At 36.5% G+C, this 17,493-nt stretch carries 16 protein-coding genes; 9 read left to right on the top strand and 7 right to left on the bottom strand.

Annotation, left to right across the window (positions count from 1 at the left end):
• Window positions 1–58 precede the first annotated feature (58 nt).
• Window positions 59–1,024 (bottom strand): tRNA dihydrouridine synthase, encoded by a 966-nt coding sequence (locus tag NV349_RS22875; RefSeq protein ID WP_271911935.1) that lies wholly within the window; start codon window positions 1,022–1,024, stop codon window positions 59–61.
• Window positions 1,025–1,305: 281 nt separating this feature from the next.
• Here NV349_RS22875 and NV349_RS22870 point away from each other — a divergent pair, with 281 nt between their 5' ends.
• A complete protein-coding gene (locus NV349_RS22870; RefSeq protein WP_271911934.1) occupies window positions 1,306–3,180 on the top strand; it encodes a leucine-rich repeat domain-containing protein in 1,875 nt (624 codons plus the stop codon).
• Between the two features lie 177 nt (window positions 3,181–3,357).
• A complete protein-coding gene (locus NV349_RS22865; RefSeq protein ID WP_036127157.1) occupies window positions 3,358–4,011 on the top strand; it encodes a peptidylprolyl isomerase in 654 nt (217 codons plus the stop codon).
• Window positions 4,012–4,089: 78 nt separating this feature from the next.
• Here the strand turns inward: NV349_RS22865 and NV349_RS22860 are convergent, their stop codons facing one another.
• The gene (locus tag NV349_RS22860) at window positions 4,090–4,422 is read right to left on the bottom strand and encodes a BRCT domain-containing protein (RefSeq protein WP_058844094.1); all 333 of its coding nucleotides are present in this window, start codon (window positions 4,420–4,422) and stop codon (window positions 4,090–4,092) included.
• Window positions 4,423–4,528: 106 nt separating this feature from the next.
• On the opposite strand from NV349_RS22860, the gene NV349_RS22855 reads away from it, so the two are divergent.
• Entirely contained in the window at window positions 4,529–6,073 is a 1,545-nt protein-coding gene (locus NV349_RS22855) for a histidine kinase N-terminal 7TM domain-containing diguanylate cyclase (protein WP_058844095.1), read from the top strand.
• A gap of 58 nt (window positions 6,074–6,131) precedes the next feature.
• Here the strand turns inward: NV349_RS22855 and gnd are convergent, their stop codons facing one another.
• The 4 genes from gnd to NV349_RS22835 are packed head-to-tail and all read right to left on the bottom strand — an operon-like array spanning window position 6,132 to window position 11,185.
• Entirely contained in the window at window positions 6,132–7,532 is a 1,401-nt protein-coding gene (gene gnd / locus NV349_RS22850) for a decarboxylating NADP(+)-dependent phosphogluconate dehydrogenase (protein WP_101966860.1), read from the bottom strand.
• Window positions 7,533–7,557: 25 nt separating this feature from the next.
• The gene (locus NV349_RS22845) at window positions 7,558–8,904 is read right to left on the bottom strand and encodes a GntP family permease (RefSeq protein WP_036127149.1); all 1,347 of its coding nucleotides are present in this window, start codon (window positions 8,902–8,904) and stop codon (window positions 7,558–7,560) included.
• A gap of 15 nt (window positions 8,905–8,919) precedes the next feature.
• A complete protein-coding gene (gene gntK / locus NV349_RS22840; protein WP_101966861.1) occupies window positions 8,920–10,461 on the bottom strand; it encodes a gluconokinase in 1,542 nt (513 codons plus the stop codon).
• Window positions 10,454–11,185 carry a GntR family transcriptional regulator gene (locus NV349_RS22835; RefSeq protein ID WP_036127145.1) on the bottom strand — a complete coding sequence of 244 codons (732 nt, stop codon included), beginning with the start codon at window positions 11,183–11,185 and terminating at the stop codon, window positions 10,454–10,456. The genes gntK and NV349_RS22835 overlap by 8 nt, the downstream gene beginning before the upstream one ends.
• A 239-nt stretch (window positions 11,186–11,424) precedes the next feature.
• On the opposite strand from NV349_RS22835, the gene NV349_RS22830 reads away from it, so the two are divergent.
• Both NV349_RS22830 and NV349_RS22825 read left to right on the top strand, forming a co-directional pair.
• Window positions 11,425–11,637, top strand: coding sequence for a hypothetical protein (locus NV349_RS22830; RefSeq protein ID WP_058844097.1), 213 nt, complete (start codon window positions 11,425–11,427; stop codon window positions 11,635–11,637).
• Window positions 11,638–11,818: 181 nt separating this feature from the next.
• Complete coding sequence (locus NV349_RS22825) at window positions 11,819–12,094, top strand: hypothetical protein (protein WP_036127166.1); 276 nt, start codon at window positions 11,819–11,821, stop codon at window positions 12,092–12,094.
• 66 nt (window positions 12,095–12,160) lie between these two features.
• Here NV349_RS22825 and NV349_RS22820 read toward each other — a convergent pair whose 3' ends face one another.
• A complete protein-coding gene (locus NV349_RS22820; protein WP_036127141.1) occupies window positions 12,161–12,652 on the bottom strand; it encodes a hypothetical protein in 492 nt (163 codons plus the stop codon).
• Between the two features lie 157 nt (window positions 12,653–12,809).
• Here NV349_RS22820 and NV349_RS22815 point away from each other — a divergent pair, with 157 nt between their 5' ends.
• From NV349_RS22815 to NV349_RS22800, 4 genes are all read left to right on the top strand, one after another.
• A complete protein-coding gene (locus NV349_RS22815; RefSeq protein WP_230593948.1) occupies window positions 12,810–12,959 on the top strand; it encodes a hypothetical protein in 150 nt (49 codons plus the stop codon).
• Between the two features lie 791 nt (window positions 12,960–13,750).
• Window positions 13,751–13,894, top strand: a complete 144-nt coding sequence (locus tag NV349_RS22810; RefSeq protein ID WP_271911930.1) for a hypothetical protein — start codon at window positions 13,751–13,753, stop codon at window positions 13,892–13,894.
• 383 nt (window positions 13,895–14,277) lie between these two features.
• Window positions 14,278–15,759, top strand: a complete 1,482-nt coding sequence (locus NV349_RS22805) for a malate:quinone oxidoreductase (RefSeq protein ID WP_036127138.1) — start codon at window positions 14,278–14,280, stop codon at window positions 15,757–15,759.
• Between the two features lie 241 nt (window positions 15,760–16,000).
• Window positions 16,001–17,080 carry an ankyrin repeat domain-containing protein gene (locus NV349_RS22800; protein ID WP_101966862.1) on the top strand — a complete coding sequence of 360 codons (1,080 nt, stop codon included), beginning with the start codon at window positions 16,001–16,003 and terminating at the stop codon, window positions 17,078–17,080.
• Window positions 17,081–17,493: the final 413 nt, after the last annotated feature.

Here is a 17,493-nt window from a genome sequence, read left to right as displayed (position 1 = left end):
AAAGGAGATTGGCTTATAGCCAGTCTCCTTTAGCGTATGTCGTATCTTATCTGAAGATTTACTCAGCAGTGTAGGCTGCTAGAAGATCACGTACTTCATCGGTGGAATTTGCATTTAGTAATTGAACCCGTAATTGACTAGCGCCTTTAAAGCCGCGCACATATATTTTAAAGAAACGTTGCAATGCTTTAAATGAACGCATTTCGAATTCCTTAGAGTAGTGATCATGAAGGTTGAGGTGCAAGTATAGTAAGTTAAGGTATTCTTTGGCGTTATGCTCTGACGGCTCTTTTTCAAAAGCAAATGGGTTTGAAAATATGCCTCGGCCAATCATGACTCCATCGATGCCGTATTGCTCCACTAGTTTTAGACCTGTTAAACGGTCAGGGATATCTCCATTGATTGTCAGCAACGTTTTAGGAGCAATTTCATCCCGTAGCTTTTTGATGTCTGCAATTAATTCCCAGTGTGCTGCGACCTTGCTCATTTCTTCTCGTGTCCGAAGATGGATAGAAAGATTAGCTATATCCTGTTTAAAAATATGACTGAGCCACGCACGCCACTCTGCTACATCTGTAAAGCCAAGTCTTGTTTTTACACTAACAGGTAAGCCACCTGCTTTTGCTGCTTGAATTATTTCTGAGGCTAGTTCAGGGTGAAGAATTAAGCCGGCTCCTTTACCTCTCTCAGCCACATTATCGGCCGGGCACCCCATATTAATATCGATACCTTTAAAGCCTAGCTCCTTCATACCGATGCTCATTTGACGAAAATGCTCAGGGTTGTCTCCCCAAATATGGGCAACAATTGGTTGCTCATCTTCAGAGAAGGCTAAGCGGTTACGTACATTTTCGAAGCCGCCAGGTTGACAATAGCTTGTTGTATTGGTGAATTCCGTAAAAAATACATCAGGCCTCCCCGCTTCACTAATGACATGACGAAATACAACATCTGTCACATCCTCCATTGGTGCTAAAATGAAAAATGGCCGTGGTAAATCAAGCCAAAAATTATGTTGATGCATTGATGAAAATCCTCACTTTCGAAAATAATACCTTTGCAAAAAGATACCATATTTACTGTCCTTCTACATAGTTAGGGGCTTAGCTTGATACGAGAAACGGTATCTTATTTGAAAGTGGGAAGTTTGATGAGAAGGAAAAGGTGAAAAACCTTGATAGGTACTTGCTGCCGTTTAGGGTCTTGAACATGGTAAAAGATATAATTAGTATTTCATAGAAATATTGACATTTATTTTTCAGACAACTAAGCTTAATGAAAAATAGAGCTGGGGAGGGACTGCCAGTGGAATTAATTCAACTAAATTGTCCGAATTGTAATGGGAAAATTGAATATAAAGAAGGGCAATCATTTAAATGTCCTTTTTGTGAAACTGAAATAATGCTGAAAGAAAATAAAGTCTATTATGTAGATCAAACGATTAATCATTATTATGGTACAGCTGCTCCTAATACAGCTACACGTCCCAAAACGAATTTAAAGGTACTTCTTATTGTACCGATTGTCTTCTTGTGTGCCTTTCTTGGGTATTTTCTTTTTAGTAGTAATCAAACAGAGCATGGAAACCATGAAAAAATAGCTGTTCGAACAATGCCTGAAAGTGAAGTGCTTCTATTCTTTTTAAGGGACATTTTTGATAAGGGTGGAGCAATGCCAACTAAAGAAGAGATTGCAAGTATTCGATATTTGGCCCCCTACTACTCTGATGATCAATGGCATTTTGATTACAGTCTAGACGATCCATTTACAAATAAGGAAGCTGAAATTTCTACCTATATCATGATGGATAAGTTATTAAATACGCAAGAAATCGAACAAAAAGACTTTGAAGCCTTTACTGGACTAACTGTATTGAAGCTCATGAATGATTATGAAATAGCACAAAGTGAAAAGGTAAGCTTTCGACATCTGAAAAACTTAAAAAGCTATACAGGTAGCTTTAATGAATCATTTAGTAAAATTGCGGAATATTTTAGCGATAAGTCTAATATTGTAGAGCTCTCTATCCAAATTCGAAGTAATGAGGAACTTGCTTTATTATTAGAGTTTCCGAATCTCCAATCACTTGAAATATCTTATGTGACTGAAGAAGTTAAGGATTTTGAGCTTCTTAATAAATTGTCACTAAAATCATTGTCTTTAAAATTTTCCAATGATTTGAAGTGGTTGTCTACATTAACTGATTTAGAGTCGTTAGCGATAGACAATAGTGAAGCGACCGATTTTAGCTCCTTCTATTCACTGAATCAATTACAAGAATTGAAGCTTACATCGGTAAGAAATTTAAAAACGCTTGATTTTTTACAAAATATGCCTAACCTACAATCGCTTGATCTCGAAAATATGAACATTGCCAATTTAGAAAAGCTTAGAAATAAATCATCTTTGACAAAGCTACGTTTATCTTCTCCAGGTCAATTTGAATTGCTTGATATTGTGAACAGTCTGACATCACTCACTGAGTTATCATTAGCTGGTTATTATGGCGATACATCGCCGATTGCAGCACCCAATTTGAAGAAGGCGGAGCTAAAGGGTTCTTTTATACAAAAGTTAGAGGCACCCACTTTAAAAGATTTGACTGTTTATATAAGTGGATCGGAATCGCAATTGAATGGTGCAGCATTTCTGAAATACCCACAGCTAGAAAAGCTTACAGTCAAGGAGTATGGGGTTTTCACGGGCGTTCGTTCCTTAAATGACCTACCTAGTTTGCAAACAATTCATTTTAACGAGACCATTTTTTATGAAGAAACAGGTGACTTATTCAATTTACAGCACGTAAAGACATTAAATTGTTCTGAATGCAATTTTCAATTTAATAGTCAACAACCATTAACAAACAACGTGTTGGAACATTTAACTTTGAATGATGTATCGATTCAAATAGGTAATAGTGATTGGATAGATGAGGTTGATAAGATCATGCCTTACTTTGCTGGCCTTTCAGCTTTACGTTCATTCACATTACAGGATAGTTCACTTCAATCGTTACATTTCATGAAAAATTGGCAACAAATCGAGGTGCTTCATTTAGAAAATAACGCTATTTCAGATGTAGAGCCTTTAGTGAATATGCCTAACCTAAAAAGGCTATATATTTTAGGAAATCAGGTTCAAAATCAATCTGTTTTAGACAAAGGAATTCTCATTTATTAAAGTCAGGTGTATTTTTAACATGAACTCACTTAGTAATCAAATTAGGTACCAGTCATAAAGGAGGCTGGTACTTGTTTTTAGATAGAATAAGGCTCGAGATGAGTATTGGATTTATTTGTCTTAAGCAATCGGATAGTTTTATAATGAATAGATGGTTAAGTAGAGGAGCTGAAAAATATGTTCGCACGTAATAAAGGTGTTTATTTAGTGTTATCATTACTAGCAATCACTTTTGTTTTAACAGGCTGTGGTACCGCTAAAGACACAGCAAAATCTGAAGGAGACACAGTGGATTATGCGGCGGAAGTGAAGGAAAATCCAATTGTGACGATTACGATGAGCAATGATGAAAAAATTGTCATTGAATTAGAACCTACTGTCGCCCCAAATACAGTCGCTAATTTTATTTCCTTAGTGAAAGAAGGATTTTATGATGGTCTTATTTTCCAACGTGTAATTCCTGATTTTATGATTCAAGGTGGAGATCCTTTAGGGAATGGTACTGGTGGACCTGATTATTCAATTGATGGTGAGTTTTCATCAAATGGATTTGACAATAATATGAAGCATGAACGTGGTGTTATTTCGATGGCTCGTTCGCAAGATCCTAATTCTGCAGGTTCACAATTTTTCATTATGGTAAAGGAAGCATCACATCTTGATGGGGATTATGCTGCTTTTGGGAAAGTGATCGAGGGTATGGAAACAGTCGATGCCATTGTTGCGGTTGAGCGAGATGCCACAGATAAGCCGCTAGAAGATCAGCAAATGAAAAAGGTAGAAGTGGATACAAAAGGCTTTGATTATCCAGCGCCTAAGGTCAATAAATAGTTAATCTAGAATTTATTGATAAAAACAATAATATAGACATAAAAGAGTATGTAAGAGGTGAAATCTTACATACTCTTTTTACTTGTCAATTTCCTTTGGTATTGAAATAAGCCATAAAAAATCGTCCTCTATCAGTATTTGGATGTCGTGCCCTTGAGTAACTAGCTGTTCAGCCTTATGCTGTTTGCTACTGATGCCACGACGTTTATCTCCAAGAATGACGAAATCCGTTTGCTGTGTAACAGCTCCCTGCAAGGACCCTCCACAGGCTTTTACTTGTTTGGCAGCCTCTGAACGGGTCATTGTAGAAAGAGCCCCTGTAAAAACGATTTGTTTTTTATAAAAGGGGTGTGTTAGGCTTTCGGCTGAATCAGGGTGGAAAATGATTTCTAGGTTGTTCTTATTCGTCATATGGGTACTCCTTAACATTCTCTTTTCATTTTAGATAATAAATAAATCCACAAAATTTTGCATGTATGCTACATTAAAAATAAAAAATTTAAAGAGGTACATACACATGAATTCGCAATTGACTGCTTTTATTACTCTTAGCTGTACATCGGGTTTTCTAAATTTGTATTTATGTTTATACGTATTTCTACAACGCTACAATTACGCAAAAATTGCGCAATTGTTTATAGGGTATACGGCGTTAATTACGGTATATTGTTTTGCCTCTGCTTTTGGTTTAATAGCTACAACACTGGACGCAATAAAGTTTTGGACAGCCATTCAATATGTAGGCATGGCTTTTTCAACACCGCTCGGTTTATTGTTTATCATGCAATATTTGGGCTTTCATTTGTCAAGGAAAAAGATAATGGCCCTTCTAGCTATCCCTTTTATTAGTTTAATAATGGTTGCTACAAATGATATGCACCATTTTCATTATAAGATATTTGAAGTTGATCCCGTGTTAGGGGCTCCTTATGTTTATCAGGAAATCGGTATATGGTACATCATTCATGGTATATTTACGTTTGGCTGTATGTTTGTATCCTTTTTACTAATAGTAAAGTATTGGAAAGAAACAAGTAAAACTTATCGCCAACAACTGATTGCCTTAATGTGTGGTCAGTTAATTCCTATGATCACTGCTTTTATATACTTATTGGGTCTAACACCTCAAGGGGTTGATCCTGTTCCAATGGTCTTATGGATTTCTTCTCTGTTGTATTTATGGTCTATTAATTCCTCCCGTTTATTTAGTGTAATGCCTGTTGCCAAAGATGCTATATTCCAAAGTATCAATGATGGGGTCATTGTGTTAGATGAGTCGTTTCGATTAATAGAGTTTAATCAAGCATGTAGCAAGGTGTTCCCTCAACTAACTCGGTCTATGTTTGGTGTGGATTTTAGGAAGCTATGGCTTGAAGTAACTGGGCAAACGATGCCATTTACATTAGAGACGACGATGAATACGCAAGAAATAGAGCTTGATCTTATGAGTCATACTTACCAGGTACGCATATCAGCGCTACGGCATGTTAATCATGGTAATGGGCATTTACTCATTTTCACCGACATTACAGAGTTAAAGAAGCTACAACGGATGTTAGAACAACAGGCTTATTATGATGAACTGACACAAATCTATAATCGTCGAGCATTTTTTCAACAATGTAATCAAGCCTTCAGCGAGATAAAAGCATCATCAACAGCATTTACAGTAGTATTAATGGACATTGATTATTTTAAAAGTGTCAATGATACGTATGGTCATGCTGTCGGCGATCAGCTACTTGTTCATGTTGTACAGGTTTGTCAGAGTCAACTGAAAAAAGGCGAGCTTTTTGCAAGATATGGTGGTGAGGAATTTGTTCTTGCACTCAAGGGCTATTCATTGTCTAAGGGGGAAGCATTAGCTAAGCAGCTCTGTCACTGTGTAGAAACACAACCTCTTATGACTATTGAGGGGGCTATTTACGCTACTATTAGCTGTGGAGTGGCTGAAGGAACAAATGAAGAAGAGACATTGTATCAGCTTTTAAATAAAGCGGATAAGGCACTGTATGGAGCAAAGCAAGCAGGGCGTAATCGAGTACATGTTTATTTAGAATAAAAAAGGCTAAAATATACGATCATTCATGGAAGGAATGATGTATATTTTAGCTTTTTAATTACCAATTTGTATGGAAAACACCTTCTGCATCAGTACGTTCATACGTATGGGCGCCAAAATAATCACGTTGTGCTTGTAACATGTTCGCATTAGATGAGCCTGTTCGATAACTATCGTAATATGTGAGAGAAGCACTTAGACATGGGAACGCATTACCTGCTTGAATGCCTTCACAAACTATTTTTCTTAAGCCGTTTTGATAGTCCTTTGTCTTTTCTGCAAAGTAAGAGTCAATTAGTAAATTATCAAGTGTAGGTTGCTGTTGGTAGGCTTCACTAATCACATTTAAAAATTCTGCACGAATAATACAGCCACTGCGGAAAATTAAGGCAATATCCTTTAATGGCAAGTTCCAGTTGTAAAGCTCAGATGTCATTTTATATTGTGTGAAGCCTTGTGCATATGCACAGATTTTACCCATATATAAGGCTTGACGTACGTTTTCTATCCACACATCTTTATCTTGATTTTGTGGATTGTAGTTCGGCCCTGACAGTATAGCTTCAGCTCGAACCCGCTCCTCTTTTAATGATGAAATATAGCGAGCGAATAAGGCTTCTGTAATAATCGATGTAGGGATACCGTTATCAATGGATTGCATACTAGTCCATTTTCCAGTACCTTTTTGACCTGCTTTATCAAGAATCATATCGATTAGTGGTAAACCTGTTACTTCATCCTTTTTTCTTAAAATTTCAGCTGTAATTTCAATCAAATAGCTTTTTAATTCGCCTTGATTCCATGTTTCAAAAGTATCAGCAATTTCCTCAACAGATAATCCTACATTTTTTCTTAAAAACGTATAGGCCTCAGCAATTAGCTGCATATCTGCATACTCGATCCCGTTATGCACCATTTTAACAAAGTGGCCTGCACCTTTAGGACCTATATACGTACAGCATGGTGTAACATCCACTTGTGCTGCGATTTTTGTAAGTATAGGTGCTACTTTGTCATAGACCTCCTGATCACCACCAGGCATGATAGATGGCCCTGTCAATGCGCCCACTTCACCGCCTGAAATCCCAATTCCTAAATAACCGATTTCTTGTGCTTTTAATTCATCATATCGACGCTCTGTATCTTGATAGTGAGAGTTACCACCGTCCATAATAATATCGCCTTTTTCAAGGAATGGCACTACAGATTGAATAACGGAATCAATAGCCTTCCCAGCTGTCACCATCAAAAATATCTTTCTTGGTTTTTCTAAAGATTGTACGAACTCTTCGATATCATAGTAAGGAGTAAGCGCTTGTCCTTCGACCTTTTGTAGTAGTTTGTCGGTTAAATCTCGTGTGTAATTATAAACGGCCACTTGCTCGCCCTTATTAGCCATGTTTAAAGCAATATTACTGCCCATAACACCTAAACCAATAACGCCTATTGTATTTAACATTGTGCTCGCTCCTTTTTTACATTTCTTAAACGAATAAACTAAGTAATAAAATAAATCCTAAACCAGCTACAGATACAATTGTTTCTAGCAACGTCCATGTAGCAAACGTTTCCTTCATGCTTAACCCAAAATATTCTTTAAACATCCAGAAACCAGCATCATTGACATGTGAAGCAATTAAGCTTCCTGCACCCGTTGCCAGCACAACCAAAGCGAGATTCACGTCACTTTGACCTAACATTGGAATGACTAGCCCTGCTGTTGTTAAAGCAGCCACTGTAGCAGACCCCAATGAAATACGTAAAATAGCGGCAATTATCCACGCCAGTAAAATCGGTGATAAGGTAGTTCCATGGAATAGCTCGGCAACGTAATCCCCAACACCCCCATCGATTAATACCTGTTTAAAGGCGCCACCGCCCCCAATGATTAAAAGCATCATACCGATATGTGAAATGGCTGTTGTACAGGATTCCATTACCTGCTTAATCGGAATTTTTCTGGCTATTCCCATTGTATAAACAGCTACTAATAAGGAGATTAGCATGGACGTACCAGCTTCACCGATGAAGCGGATACCTGCTAAGAGGCCATTATCTTCAAAGCCCATTGTTTTTTGTAGCAGTGTAATAATAGTGGCAAGGGACATTAAAATCACAGGTAATAGTGCAGTGAAGACACTTATGCCAAAGCTAGGGGTATCCTCTAATTCAAATGTTTTTTGTTCACCTAAAGAAGCAATATTCCCAGTTTTGTTGAATGATTCAGGCACTAATCTTTTCGCCAACTTTGTAAATAATGGCCCTGCTAAAATAACGGTTGGAATGGCGATGATAAAGCCATAAAGCAAGACCTCACCAATATTTGCCCCGAATTCACCAGCGATGACGGTTGGTCCTGGATGTGGTGGCAAAAATCCATGTGTGACGGATAAGGCTGCTGTCATAGGAATTCCTAAATATAAAATAGAAACTTTTAATTGTCTTGAAATGGCGAAGACAATAGGGATTAATAGCACAAGCCCTACTTCAAAGAAAAGAGCGATACCGATAATAAAGGATGCGGCTACAACGGCCCATTGGATGTTCTTTTCACCGAATTTGTTTACAAGGGTCATGGCAATGCGCTGGGCACCGCCTGAATCCGCAATTAACTTGCCAAGCATAGCTCCAAGTCCAAATATTAATGCTAAGTGACCTAGCGTACCACCTAATCCTGCTTCAATCGTTTTCACGATGACATCTAAAGGCATGTCGAGAGCCAATGCCACACCAAATGAAACAATGATTAATGAGATAAATGTATTTAATTTAAAGCCCATGATTAAAATTAATAGCGCAATAATACCAATACCTACAATAACTAATGGCATGTATTCTCCTCCTCTTTAGTCGGGCTTAATTAAGCTCCTTTGATAATGAGCAATTGACGCATAATCATCTGCTAACACTCTAGATAAACGAATGAAAATGGGGAGCAATTGTCTATATTCTTTGGCCGCCTCTTCGATTGGGGTATGTTTATAAGTGTCACCAACCATATCAGCGACAACATCAAAGGAATCAATTTTTCCAATCGCATATAAGCCTAAAATACAAGCACCGAGACAGGAACTTTCATAGCTTTCAGGTACTACTACTTCCGATTCAAAAATATCAGCCATCATTTGTCTCCAAATCTCAGAGCGTGAAAAACCACCTGTTGCTTGGATACGTGTGACAGGGCTTTCCATACACTCGAGTAATGCTAAATAGACCGTATATAAATTGTAGATAACCCCTTCGAGAGCGGCTCGTATCATATGTTCTTTTTTATGTGACATTGTTAAACCGAAAAATGAACCACGTACATCTGGATTCCATAAAGGTGCACGTTCACCTGATAAATAAGGATGGAATAGCAGTCCATCAGCACCAGGTCTTACACGTTCTGCAATTTTTGTTAACACTTCATATGGATCAATACCTAGTCTTTTGGCTGTTTCGATCTCAGAAGAAGCAAACTCATCACGAATCCAGCGTAATACCATACCACCATTGTTTACGGGTCCGCCGATAACCCAATGATTTTCTGTTAAGGCATAACAGAAAATTCTACCTTTCACATCTGTTTTGGGCTTATCGATAATAGTACGGATAGCACCACTTGTCCCAATTGTGACAGCAATTTCACCTTCTCTAATTGCGTTAACACCTAAATTGGACAGTACGCCATCACTTGCACCAATGATAAACGGTGTTTGAGGATCAATACCAATTTGTTTAGCTAAACGGACATTACAGTTAGAAAACGATTGCGTTGTAGGTACAAGAGTCGATAATTGTGCTTTCGTAATACCTGCTATGGCTAAAGCTTCTTCGTCCCAATCTAATGTATGGAGATTCATCATACCCATACACGAAGCTAAAGAATAATCCACAACGTATTGATCGAAAAACTTCTTAAAAATATATTCTTTAATGCCAATGTATTTCTTTGTTTTTTGAGCGATTTCAGGATGCTCGTTTACAAGCCAAGTAATTTTGCTTAATGGAGACATTGGATGAATAGGTGTACCAGTTCTTTTATAAACCTCATGTCCATTCCATTCATCTTTAATTTTATGTGCCCATGCCTCACTACGATTATCCGCCCAAGTGATAACAGGTGTTAAGGGTTGATCATCCTTGTCTACAGCAATAACACTATGCATAGCACTACTAAAGGAAACAAATAATAATGATTTGTCAGAATGGACTTTCATAATGTGGGTAATGGCTTGCAGCACAGCTTGAAAAATCTCTTCTGGATTTTGCTCAGCTGTTGAAATATCAGGTGTATATAATGGATACCCAATATTCTCTTGTTGAATAACCTTGCCTTGTTCACTAAATAATACGGCTTTGGTGCTAGTAGTCCCTATATCAACACCTAACATATAGTTAGTCATTTTGTGGCTCAACCCCTTTAGATAGCATTTGCTGTGACCGCCATAGATCTTCTACCTTGCCTTGAACATCATCAAAATTTTCATGTAAGGATTTAATCATGAGCTCTCGATCTTTTGCTCTGATCGCATCAATATACAGCTCATGGTTTTTCACAATACGAGTGAAATCCTCATATTTTTCTTGGAAGCGCATGCGCATAGATAACAAAATAAGGCCTTCCATTACTGGCTTTAAATTATTCCAAATCATCGTCATATAAGAATGATCGATGGAACGAATAATTGCCTCGTGGAACATAACATCCTGATAAGAAAATTCGTCGGCATCGTTATATTTAATGGCAACCTTCATCATTTCTAATGTTTTGCTCAGCTCTATTGCTAAGCTAGTTGTATCCATTTTTATGAGACGTTCAAACACGAATGTTTCAATCAACAGACGAACATCATAAATTTCTTCAATTTCTTTTTCTGATAAACCAATGACAACAGCGCCCATTTTCTCTAATCGAATGATATTTTCAGACGCTAGTATTCTTAAGGCTTCACGAATAGGTGAACGACTTACTTCAAAATCAGCTGCTAGTTTGTTTTCAGAAAGAATGGTACCGCTTTCAATTAAGCCTGAAATAATGCGCATTCTAAGTTCATAGGCTACACGATCGCCTGTTGAAGCTTTAGAAAGCCATTTTTGTGGGTATAAATAGTCCTTAGATTGGCTCATAAAATCACCCTTTTTGATTTTGAGTATACTTGTATACAAGTATTATAGTCAGAAAGAAAATAAGATTGCAAGCGACTTACTAACAATTAGAAATGGAAAAAAGCCTCAACACTATACTTAGCTAAATAAAAAATTTAATGCACATTGTTTTCTTGCTCTATGGACAAACTTGAGAATGAAAAGTTCATAAAACATTTAGTCGATGTTAGAGCTTTTCAAATACTCGATGGAGGATGGTTATGTCAAATATGAAAACAAATCGTAACAATGCAAAAGCAACTGGAACGAGTAGTGCAAACAAATCAAATAAACAGCGTCAAAAACTCCATCAGGAAGAGTTTGGAGCTGAATTTGAGCTTGATGCGTCTTCAGCACAGGTCAATAATTTTGCTGAAACACAAGGGAAAACAGGCATCAAGCAACCTGTCAGTGAACGGACTGCATGGCACTAATTGATATTTGACAACTATTCATGACATTGGGAAAAGAACTAAGGCAGCGGATGCCTTAGTTCTTTAAATATCGCCTGGGAAATATTGTGTTGGGAGGATTATTTACCATACATATTTTCGAATCAATTCATAATACTACATCTAGAACAATGAAATTTTTTAAGAAGGGAAGATGTATACATTGGCTAAACATTCCGATACAAGTTGGAAGCAAGATCATCCTAGTACATTGTTTAGTAACTCAGTGCTAAAGGCAGATCGTTTGTTGAAGCATGCTAAATTACATCCAGAGGAAATAGCGTTAGAGCATGCTTTCAATCAAATAAAGCATGCCGAAAATGCACGTTTCAATGCAGAGCAATATGGTGAACATTTAGATATTGTGCAGCAAAATAAAGAAAGCCTAGAGCAGATTAAACAGCAATTACATGAAATGAAAGATGATATGAATAGGTAATCACAGAGGAAAGCGGCTTAAATTCTCGTAATGAGGTTTAAGCCGTTGCTTATTTCAATGATGAGGTTAACACCAAACAATGATTTCGTATGGTGTGGTTTGGGCAGGAATGCTCCGAGTGGTAGGTCCATAAAAGACAATGAGGTTTCGATTGGCAGGGCTTTTAGAAAAGGGCTGCCCATTTTTAAGCGAGATAACAGTAGTAGGAGAAAGGTTTAATTGCAATAGGCCATCACTACTTAGCAATTGATGATTAAAAAAATCTACCTTTACATTTTGATAGTTGCTATCTTTAACAATAATTAAAGCACGATATTGGGGTGGATAAATCATTGGTACAGGTGCATCCCCATCATAATAGCCTGTGACCCATTCCCCTGTCGTAACGATTTCATGATGAACAAAATAAGTAGAAGGAGAAATAACAAAGTTGACGACCCCGCCAGCTCCATCTTCTAAGGTCATCATTTTATAACAACCTTCCTTATCCCCGTTTTGCCCTACTGGAAAATCACTGATTTGTGTGACGACACCACGAAAAGATTTAAAATTGACCATAGTCATTCCCTTCTTACATAATTCTAAATTGTACCGTATCATTTTAATGTATGTAGTATAGGAAATTTAGGTGACAGGCAGTAACTAGGGATTACTATTTTTTATGAACCCATCTATACTGAAAATGTTTACTATAAAGCTAGAGGAGTGGAATCTATTGAAGTGGATTTCTAAAAATAAGAAAATCTTTCTGTTTTTAATTTTTGCTGTCATTGTTATTGCTGGTGTACTCGATATTAAATATGAGGGATTATTCTTTCAGCTATTACCTACATCAATACAAACATTTTTAGCTGATTTATTTTAGCATGTTGAGAACCGTACCTAAAAGAGTGCGGTTTTTTCATTAGGATGATCTTTATCCTACATGTAACCAATTAAATTAAAACAGAAAACATCATAATGGATTTTCTGTTGTTTGAATAGTGTAGAATAAAAAATGACATAGTAAAAAGGAAGTCCATGATCAATGGACAAATGGACATTAGCACTTGAAACATTCTTGAAAGATTGGAAAGATCGAGGGGATGTCGTAGGAGCACTAGTTTGTGGGAGTTATGTTACAGGGTAACCCTCAAAACGCTCTGATATCGATATACATATTATTTTGGCAGATCATGTGGAGTGAAAAGAAAGAAGCAATCGAGTAGTGAATGGCTTTTTAATTGAATACTTTGCGAATCCACCAGCTCAAATTCGAAAGTATTACCAAGAGATTTTAATAGACGGAGAACCATGTCGATGTTGCAATTTAAAACAAGTAGAATAGTATTTAATTATACTAGAATAATAAAAAAACTAAAAATTTGAAGCAGAAGAGTGGCTCAAAAAAATATAAAGTAATGAATAAAACAGTAATAGAAATAAAAAAATATGGAGTATGGAATGCACTGGATAATTTAAAGGACTGTTATGAGCAAGAGAGAAAAGACTTTAACTTTACCTATCATAACGAATTAGCAAATTTGTTTATGGAGTACTGTCAGTTTTTGAATGTAAAAATAGTTCCTTCTTGTCAAATCTATGCCCTATCTTGAAGATCCAATCTATTTTCAAAAATATAGTAAGCTAGCATTTCTAGATGTGGCTTTTAAAAACATGTTTGTCCATGCAATGCAGGAGGACAATGCACAACAGATGATGACATTATATGAAGCATTAGTCGATTATGTGTTACTGCAAATGAGTGGTTTTCATAGTGATGGTTGGCATATTGAAAGCCCAATCGACAGTGTATCTTGAAGAATAGGGAGCTAGTTCAAAAACAAGACGGGCTGCCTATCGCTATGTTATTATAGAGATATAATAATAAAAAGAATCTATTTTTTATGAAAATGTCAATCATTTTTAGGGCGATTATTCCATAAAGCTTAAAAAAACCAAGTTTTAACTAGAATAAAAAGTGGTTTTTTTGCTTGAGTTATGAATGGAAAGGCTCGAAAAAAGCTGATAACTCTCATATAAATAGTTGATATTTTATTCTTGAACTAATTGTGATAAACTGCAATAAGGTAATAATTGATACAGAAATGGTGTGCTCCAAGGTTGCTCCATGGCTTACAGTACTTCTAAAGCGGGAGTGCTAACATCCTTTCTGCAAATCTTAACATATAAGGAAGGTAAAAATGAGTAACAGACAAATTAAATCAGATGTTATCTTAATTGGTGCCGGAATCATGAGTGCAACTTTGGGAACATTGCTCAAAGAATTAGCACCAGATTGGAAAATTACAGTGTTTGAAAAGCTTGAGAAAGCAGGCGAAGAAAGTTCTCACGAATTGAACAATGCGGGAACTGGACATGCTGCATTATGTGAGCTGAACTACACTTCAGAGAAAAAAGACGGATCAATCGATATCAAAAAAGCGATTAATGTTAATGAACAGTTCCAAGTTTCAAGACAATTTTGGTCGTATCTTGTAAACAATAAGCTGATCAATAATCCACAAGACTTCATTATGCCTTTACCACATATGAGTTTAGTACAAGGGAAAGAAAATGTTGAGTTTCTAAAGAAACGTCATGAAACGATGATAAAAAATCCTTTATTTGAAGGAATGGAATTTTCTAATGACCCTGAAACACTAAAAAAATGGATTCCACTTATTATGGAGAATCGTCCAGCGGGTGAAGACATTGCTGCAACAAAAATTGACACGGGTACGGATGTTAACTTTGGTGCTTTAACACGTATGTTAATTGACCACTTAAAATCCAAAGATGTGGATGTTAACTACAACCATAGTGTTGAAAGTTTAAAACAAGCTAGTGATGGTTCATGGGAAGTACGTGTGCATGATTTAGACGGCTGTAAAATGGAATATCATTCAGCAAAATTTGTCTTCCTTGGAGCTGGTGGAGGAAGCCTAGAATTATTACAAAAATCAGGTATTCCTGAAGGGAAACATATTGGTGGGTTCCCAATTAGCGGTCTATTCTTAGCATGTAATAATCCAGAAGTGGCTGAACAACATCATGCAAAAGTTTACGGAAAAGCAAAAGTTGGTGCTCCACCAATGTCAGTTCCGCATCTTGATACACGTTATATTGATAATAAGAAATCATTACTATTTGGACCATTCGCAGGTTTCTCACCTAAGTTTTTAAAAACGGGTTCCAATATGGATTTATTTGCTTCTGTAAAACCGCATAATATTACAACATTATTAGCGGCAGGCGTGAAAGAGATGGGATTAACAAAATATTTAATCCAACAGCTTATGCTTTCAAAAGAACAACGTATGGAAGAGTTACGTGATTTCATTCCAAATGCGAAGAGCGATGACTGGGATATTATCGTAGCTGGTCAACGTGTACAAGTTATTAAAGATACAGAAGCTGGCGGCAAAGGAACACTCCAATTTGGTACAGAAGTTGTAAGTGCTGCTGATGGATCGATTGCAGCTTTACTTGGAGCTTCACCAGGTGCGTCTACGGCTGTGCATGTTATGCTTGAAGTTCTTAATAAATGTTTCCCTCAACATATTAAAGAGTGGGAAACAAAAATTAAAGAAATGATTCCATCTTATGGTTTATCATTAGCAGAAAACCCAGAGCTTCTAAAAGAAATTAATGCAACAACAGATAAAGCTCTTTGTTTAAAATAAAGGCAATTCATATAAGCGTTTAAGACAGGCCCTCAATCTATTCAGGATTGAGGGCTCCTTTTATTTTGCAAATATCTTTTCCTGGGAAATGTCTAACCTAGTTGCTTTTTTAATAAATGAACCTTGAAAATGAATATAAATATCAGTTGTTATTGATTAAACTGTAGTCCTATTTCCTGTTGTTTTGTAAGTAGTTGTTTTCTATACTCTTTATAAATGTATGAAGGAGGCCAATCTAAAGATGATTAAGCTACAAGACATTGGAACATTTAGGGAAATCCCGGAGCTTGCAATGCATATCTATGCTGGAGATTTAACTGCGTTGCAAGAAGCCAAGGATAAAGGCTGGAATATTGAAGAGGAAATCCATTTAAGTAAGCATACATCATTAAGCCCATTGGATTTAGCATTAATTGCACAGCAATTTGATGTAGTAAAACTATTAGTTGCGTATAACGTAAATTTAAATGTTAAAAAGAATCCAGCTTTTTTACGAGCTGTTCGTTATTGTAAGGAGGAAATAGTGCGTTACCTTGTTGAACAAGGCGCAAAACTAGATGGACATAATCAAGTTGGCTCTGGAGCTTATTTACAGGCATACTATGGAAATAAAAGAAATATCCCGCTTATTCATGAACTCGGACTTGATGTGAAAGAGTATGGAGGGGCAGTATTACGACAAGCTGTATCTGATTTTGATAAGAAAACAGTCAATTATTTACTTGAACAAGGAGTAGATATTAATTACCAAAAGCCTGACATGGTCTATCCCTATGGAGCAACACCATTAACAGTTGCAACACGAATGGGCAATATCACTATGGTGAAATATTTAATTGAACGAGGTGCAAGTATCACTTTAACGGAGAAAGATGGGCAACGCCCTTATACTATTGCACTAGGTATGAAAAATAAGGAGCTTGCCAATTATTTAAAAGCACTCGAACCTATAGAGCTTCATTCGATAGAGAATAAAAGGTGTGCGTTACAAAAATATAAATTACCAAAGGAATTGCTTGATTTTCTGACAGGTGATCAATTGCATCTCAAACTTGCACCAAATGATTATGATATTCACTATATCGATTTTTTTAACCTAACGGATACAATTGAGATGAAGTTTGGTCAACAAAAGCTGCTTCTTCTTTCAGCCAATGTCGACAATTATTCTGATTTACAAGTAGTTTGGAACCCGGAAGGTGAGGGACAAGTTGGATGCTATGATGTGGAGCATGAGGAATATGCAGATTTATGCAATTTCACAGAGTTCCTAGCTAAGCCTGAGTTCTATCTTATCCAATTTCTTGAAGGGGAACTTTAGTAATATTGCGTCCATGGTTACTTTCTGAATGGGGATAGGACAGGAAAGATAATTTTCACATGTATTATCATACTGTTCATTATTTATATTTAACAGGTGAGGGCAAAATAAACGATTTTGGAGTATCTCTTTTCATTTTTATAATGAATGTCATATTCCCAATTGTACCTAATCAAGAAAATACGATGTATGGCTTTTATATAGGTTCATCTTGTGGTTGTCAGTATCATATTTGTGATTTTGCCCATTGGTGCTGTTTTCGCTGGATTGCATCTCCTAAGTTACTACTTACAAGTTTTGCTATTTTTCTCTATTTACTATGTCTTCTATTAAAAATGTAAAAAGGCATATTCCATTAAGAATACGCCTTTTTCTAAAACTAGTAACAAATATTAATTCATTACTTTTATTGT

The organism is Lysinibacillus sp. OF-1 (genome assembly GCF_028356935.1).
In the GTDB taxonomy this organism is placed as follows: Bacteria; Bacillota; Bacilli; order Bacillales_A; family Planococcaceae; genus Lysinibacillus; species Lysinibacillus fusiformis_D.
The sequence above is the reverse complement of the archived record's forward strand: the minus strand, read 5'-3'. Positions and strand labels throughout refer to the sequence as shown.

Bases quoted from the DNA above. Each gene is read 5' to 3' on its own strand.
- NV349_RS22875 (WP_271911935.1), bottom strand. From the start codon at position 1,024: ATGCATCAACATAATTTTTGGCTTGATTTACCACGGCCATTTTTCATT.
- NV349_RS22865 (WP_036127157.1), top strand. From the start codon at position 3,358: ATGTTCGCACGTAATAAAGGTGTTTATTTAGTGTTATCATTACTAGCA.
- NV349_RS22860 (WP_058844094.1), bottom strand. From the start codon at position 4,422: ATGACGAATAAGAACAACCTAGAAATCATTTTCCACCCTGATTCAGCC.
- NV349_RS22855 (WP_058844095.1), top strand. From the start codon at position 4,529: ATGAATTCGCAATTGACTGCTTTTATTACTCTTAGCTGTACATCGGGT.
- gnd (WP_101966860.1), bottom strand. From the start codon at position 7,532: ATGTTAAATACAATAGGCGTTATTGGTTTAGGTGTTATGGGCAGTAAT.
- NV349_RS22845 (WP_036127149.1), bottom strand. From the start codon at position 8,904: ATGCCATTAGTTATTGTAGGTATTGGTATTATTGCGCTATTAATTTTA.
- gntK (WP_101966861.1), bottom strand. From the start codon at position 10,461: ATGACTAACTATATGTTAGGTGTTGATATAGGGACTACTAGCACCAAA.
- NV349_RS22835 (WP_036127145.1), bottom strand. From the start codon at position 11,185: ATGAGCCAATCTAAGGACTATTTATACCCACAAAAATGGCTTTCTAAA.
- NV349_RS22830 (WP_058844097.1), top strand. From the start codon at position 11,425: ATGTCAAATATGAAAACAAATCGTAACAATGCAAAAGCAACTGGAACG.
- NV349_RS22820 (WP_036127141.1), bottom strand. From the start codon at position 12,652: ATGGTCAATTTTAAATCTTTTCGTGGTGTCGTCACACAAATCAGTGAT.
- NV349_RS22810 (WP_271911930.1), top strand. From the start codon at position 13,751: ATGTTTGTCCATGCAATGCAGGAGGACAATGCACAACAGATGATGACA.
- NV349_RS22805 (WP_036127138.1), top strand. From the start codon at position 14,278: ATGAGTAACAGACAAATTAAATCAGATGTTATCTTAATTGGTGCCGGA.
- NV349_RS22800 (WP_101966862.1), top strand. From the start codon at position 16,001: ATGATTAAGCTACAAGACATTGGAACATTTAGGGAAATCCCGGAGCTT.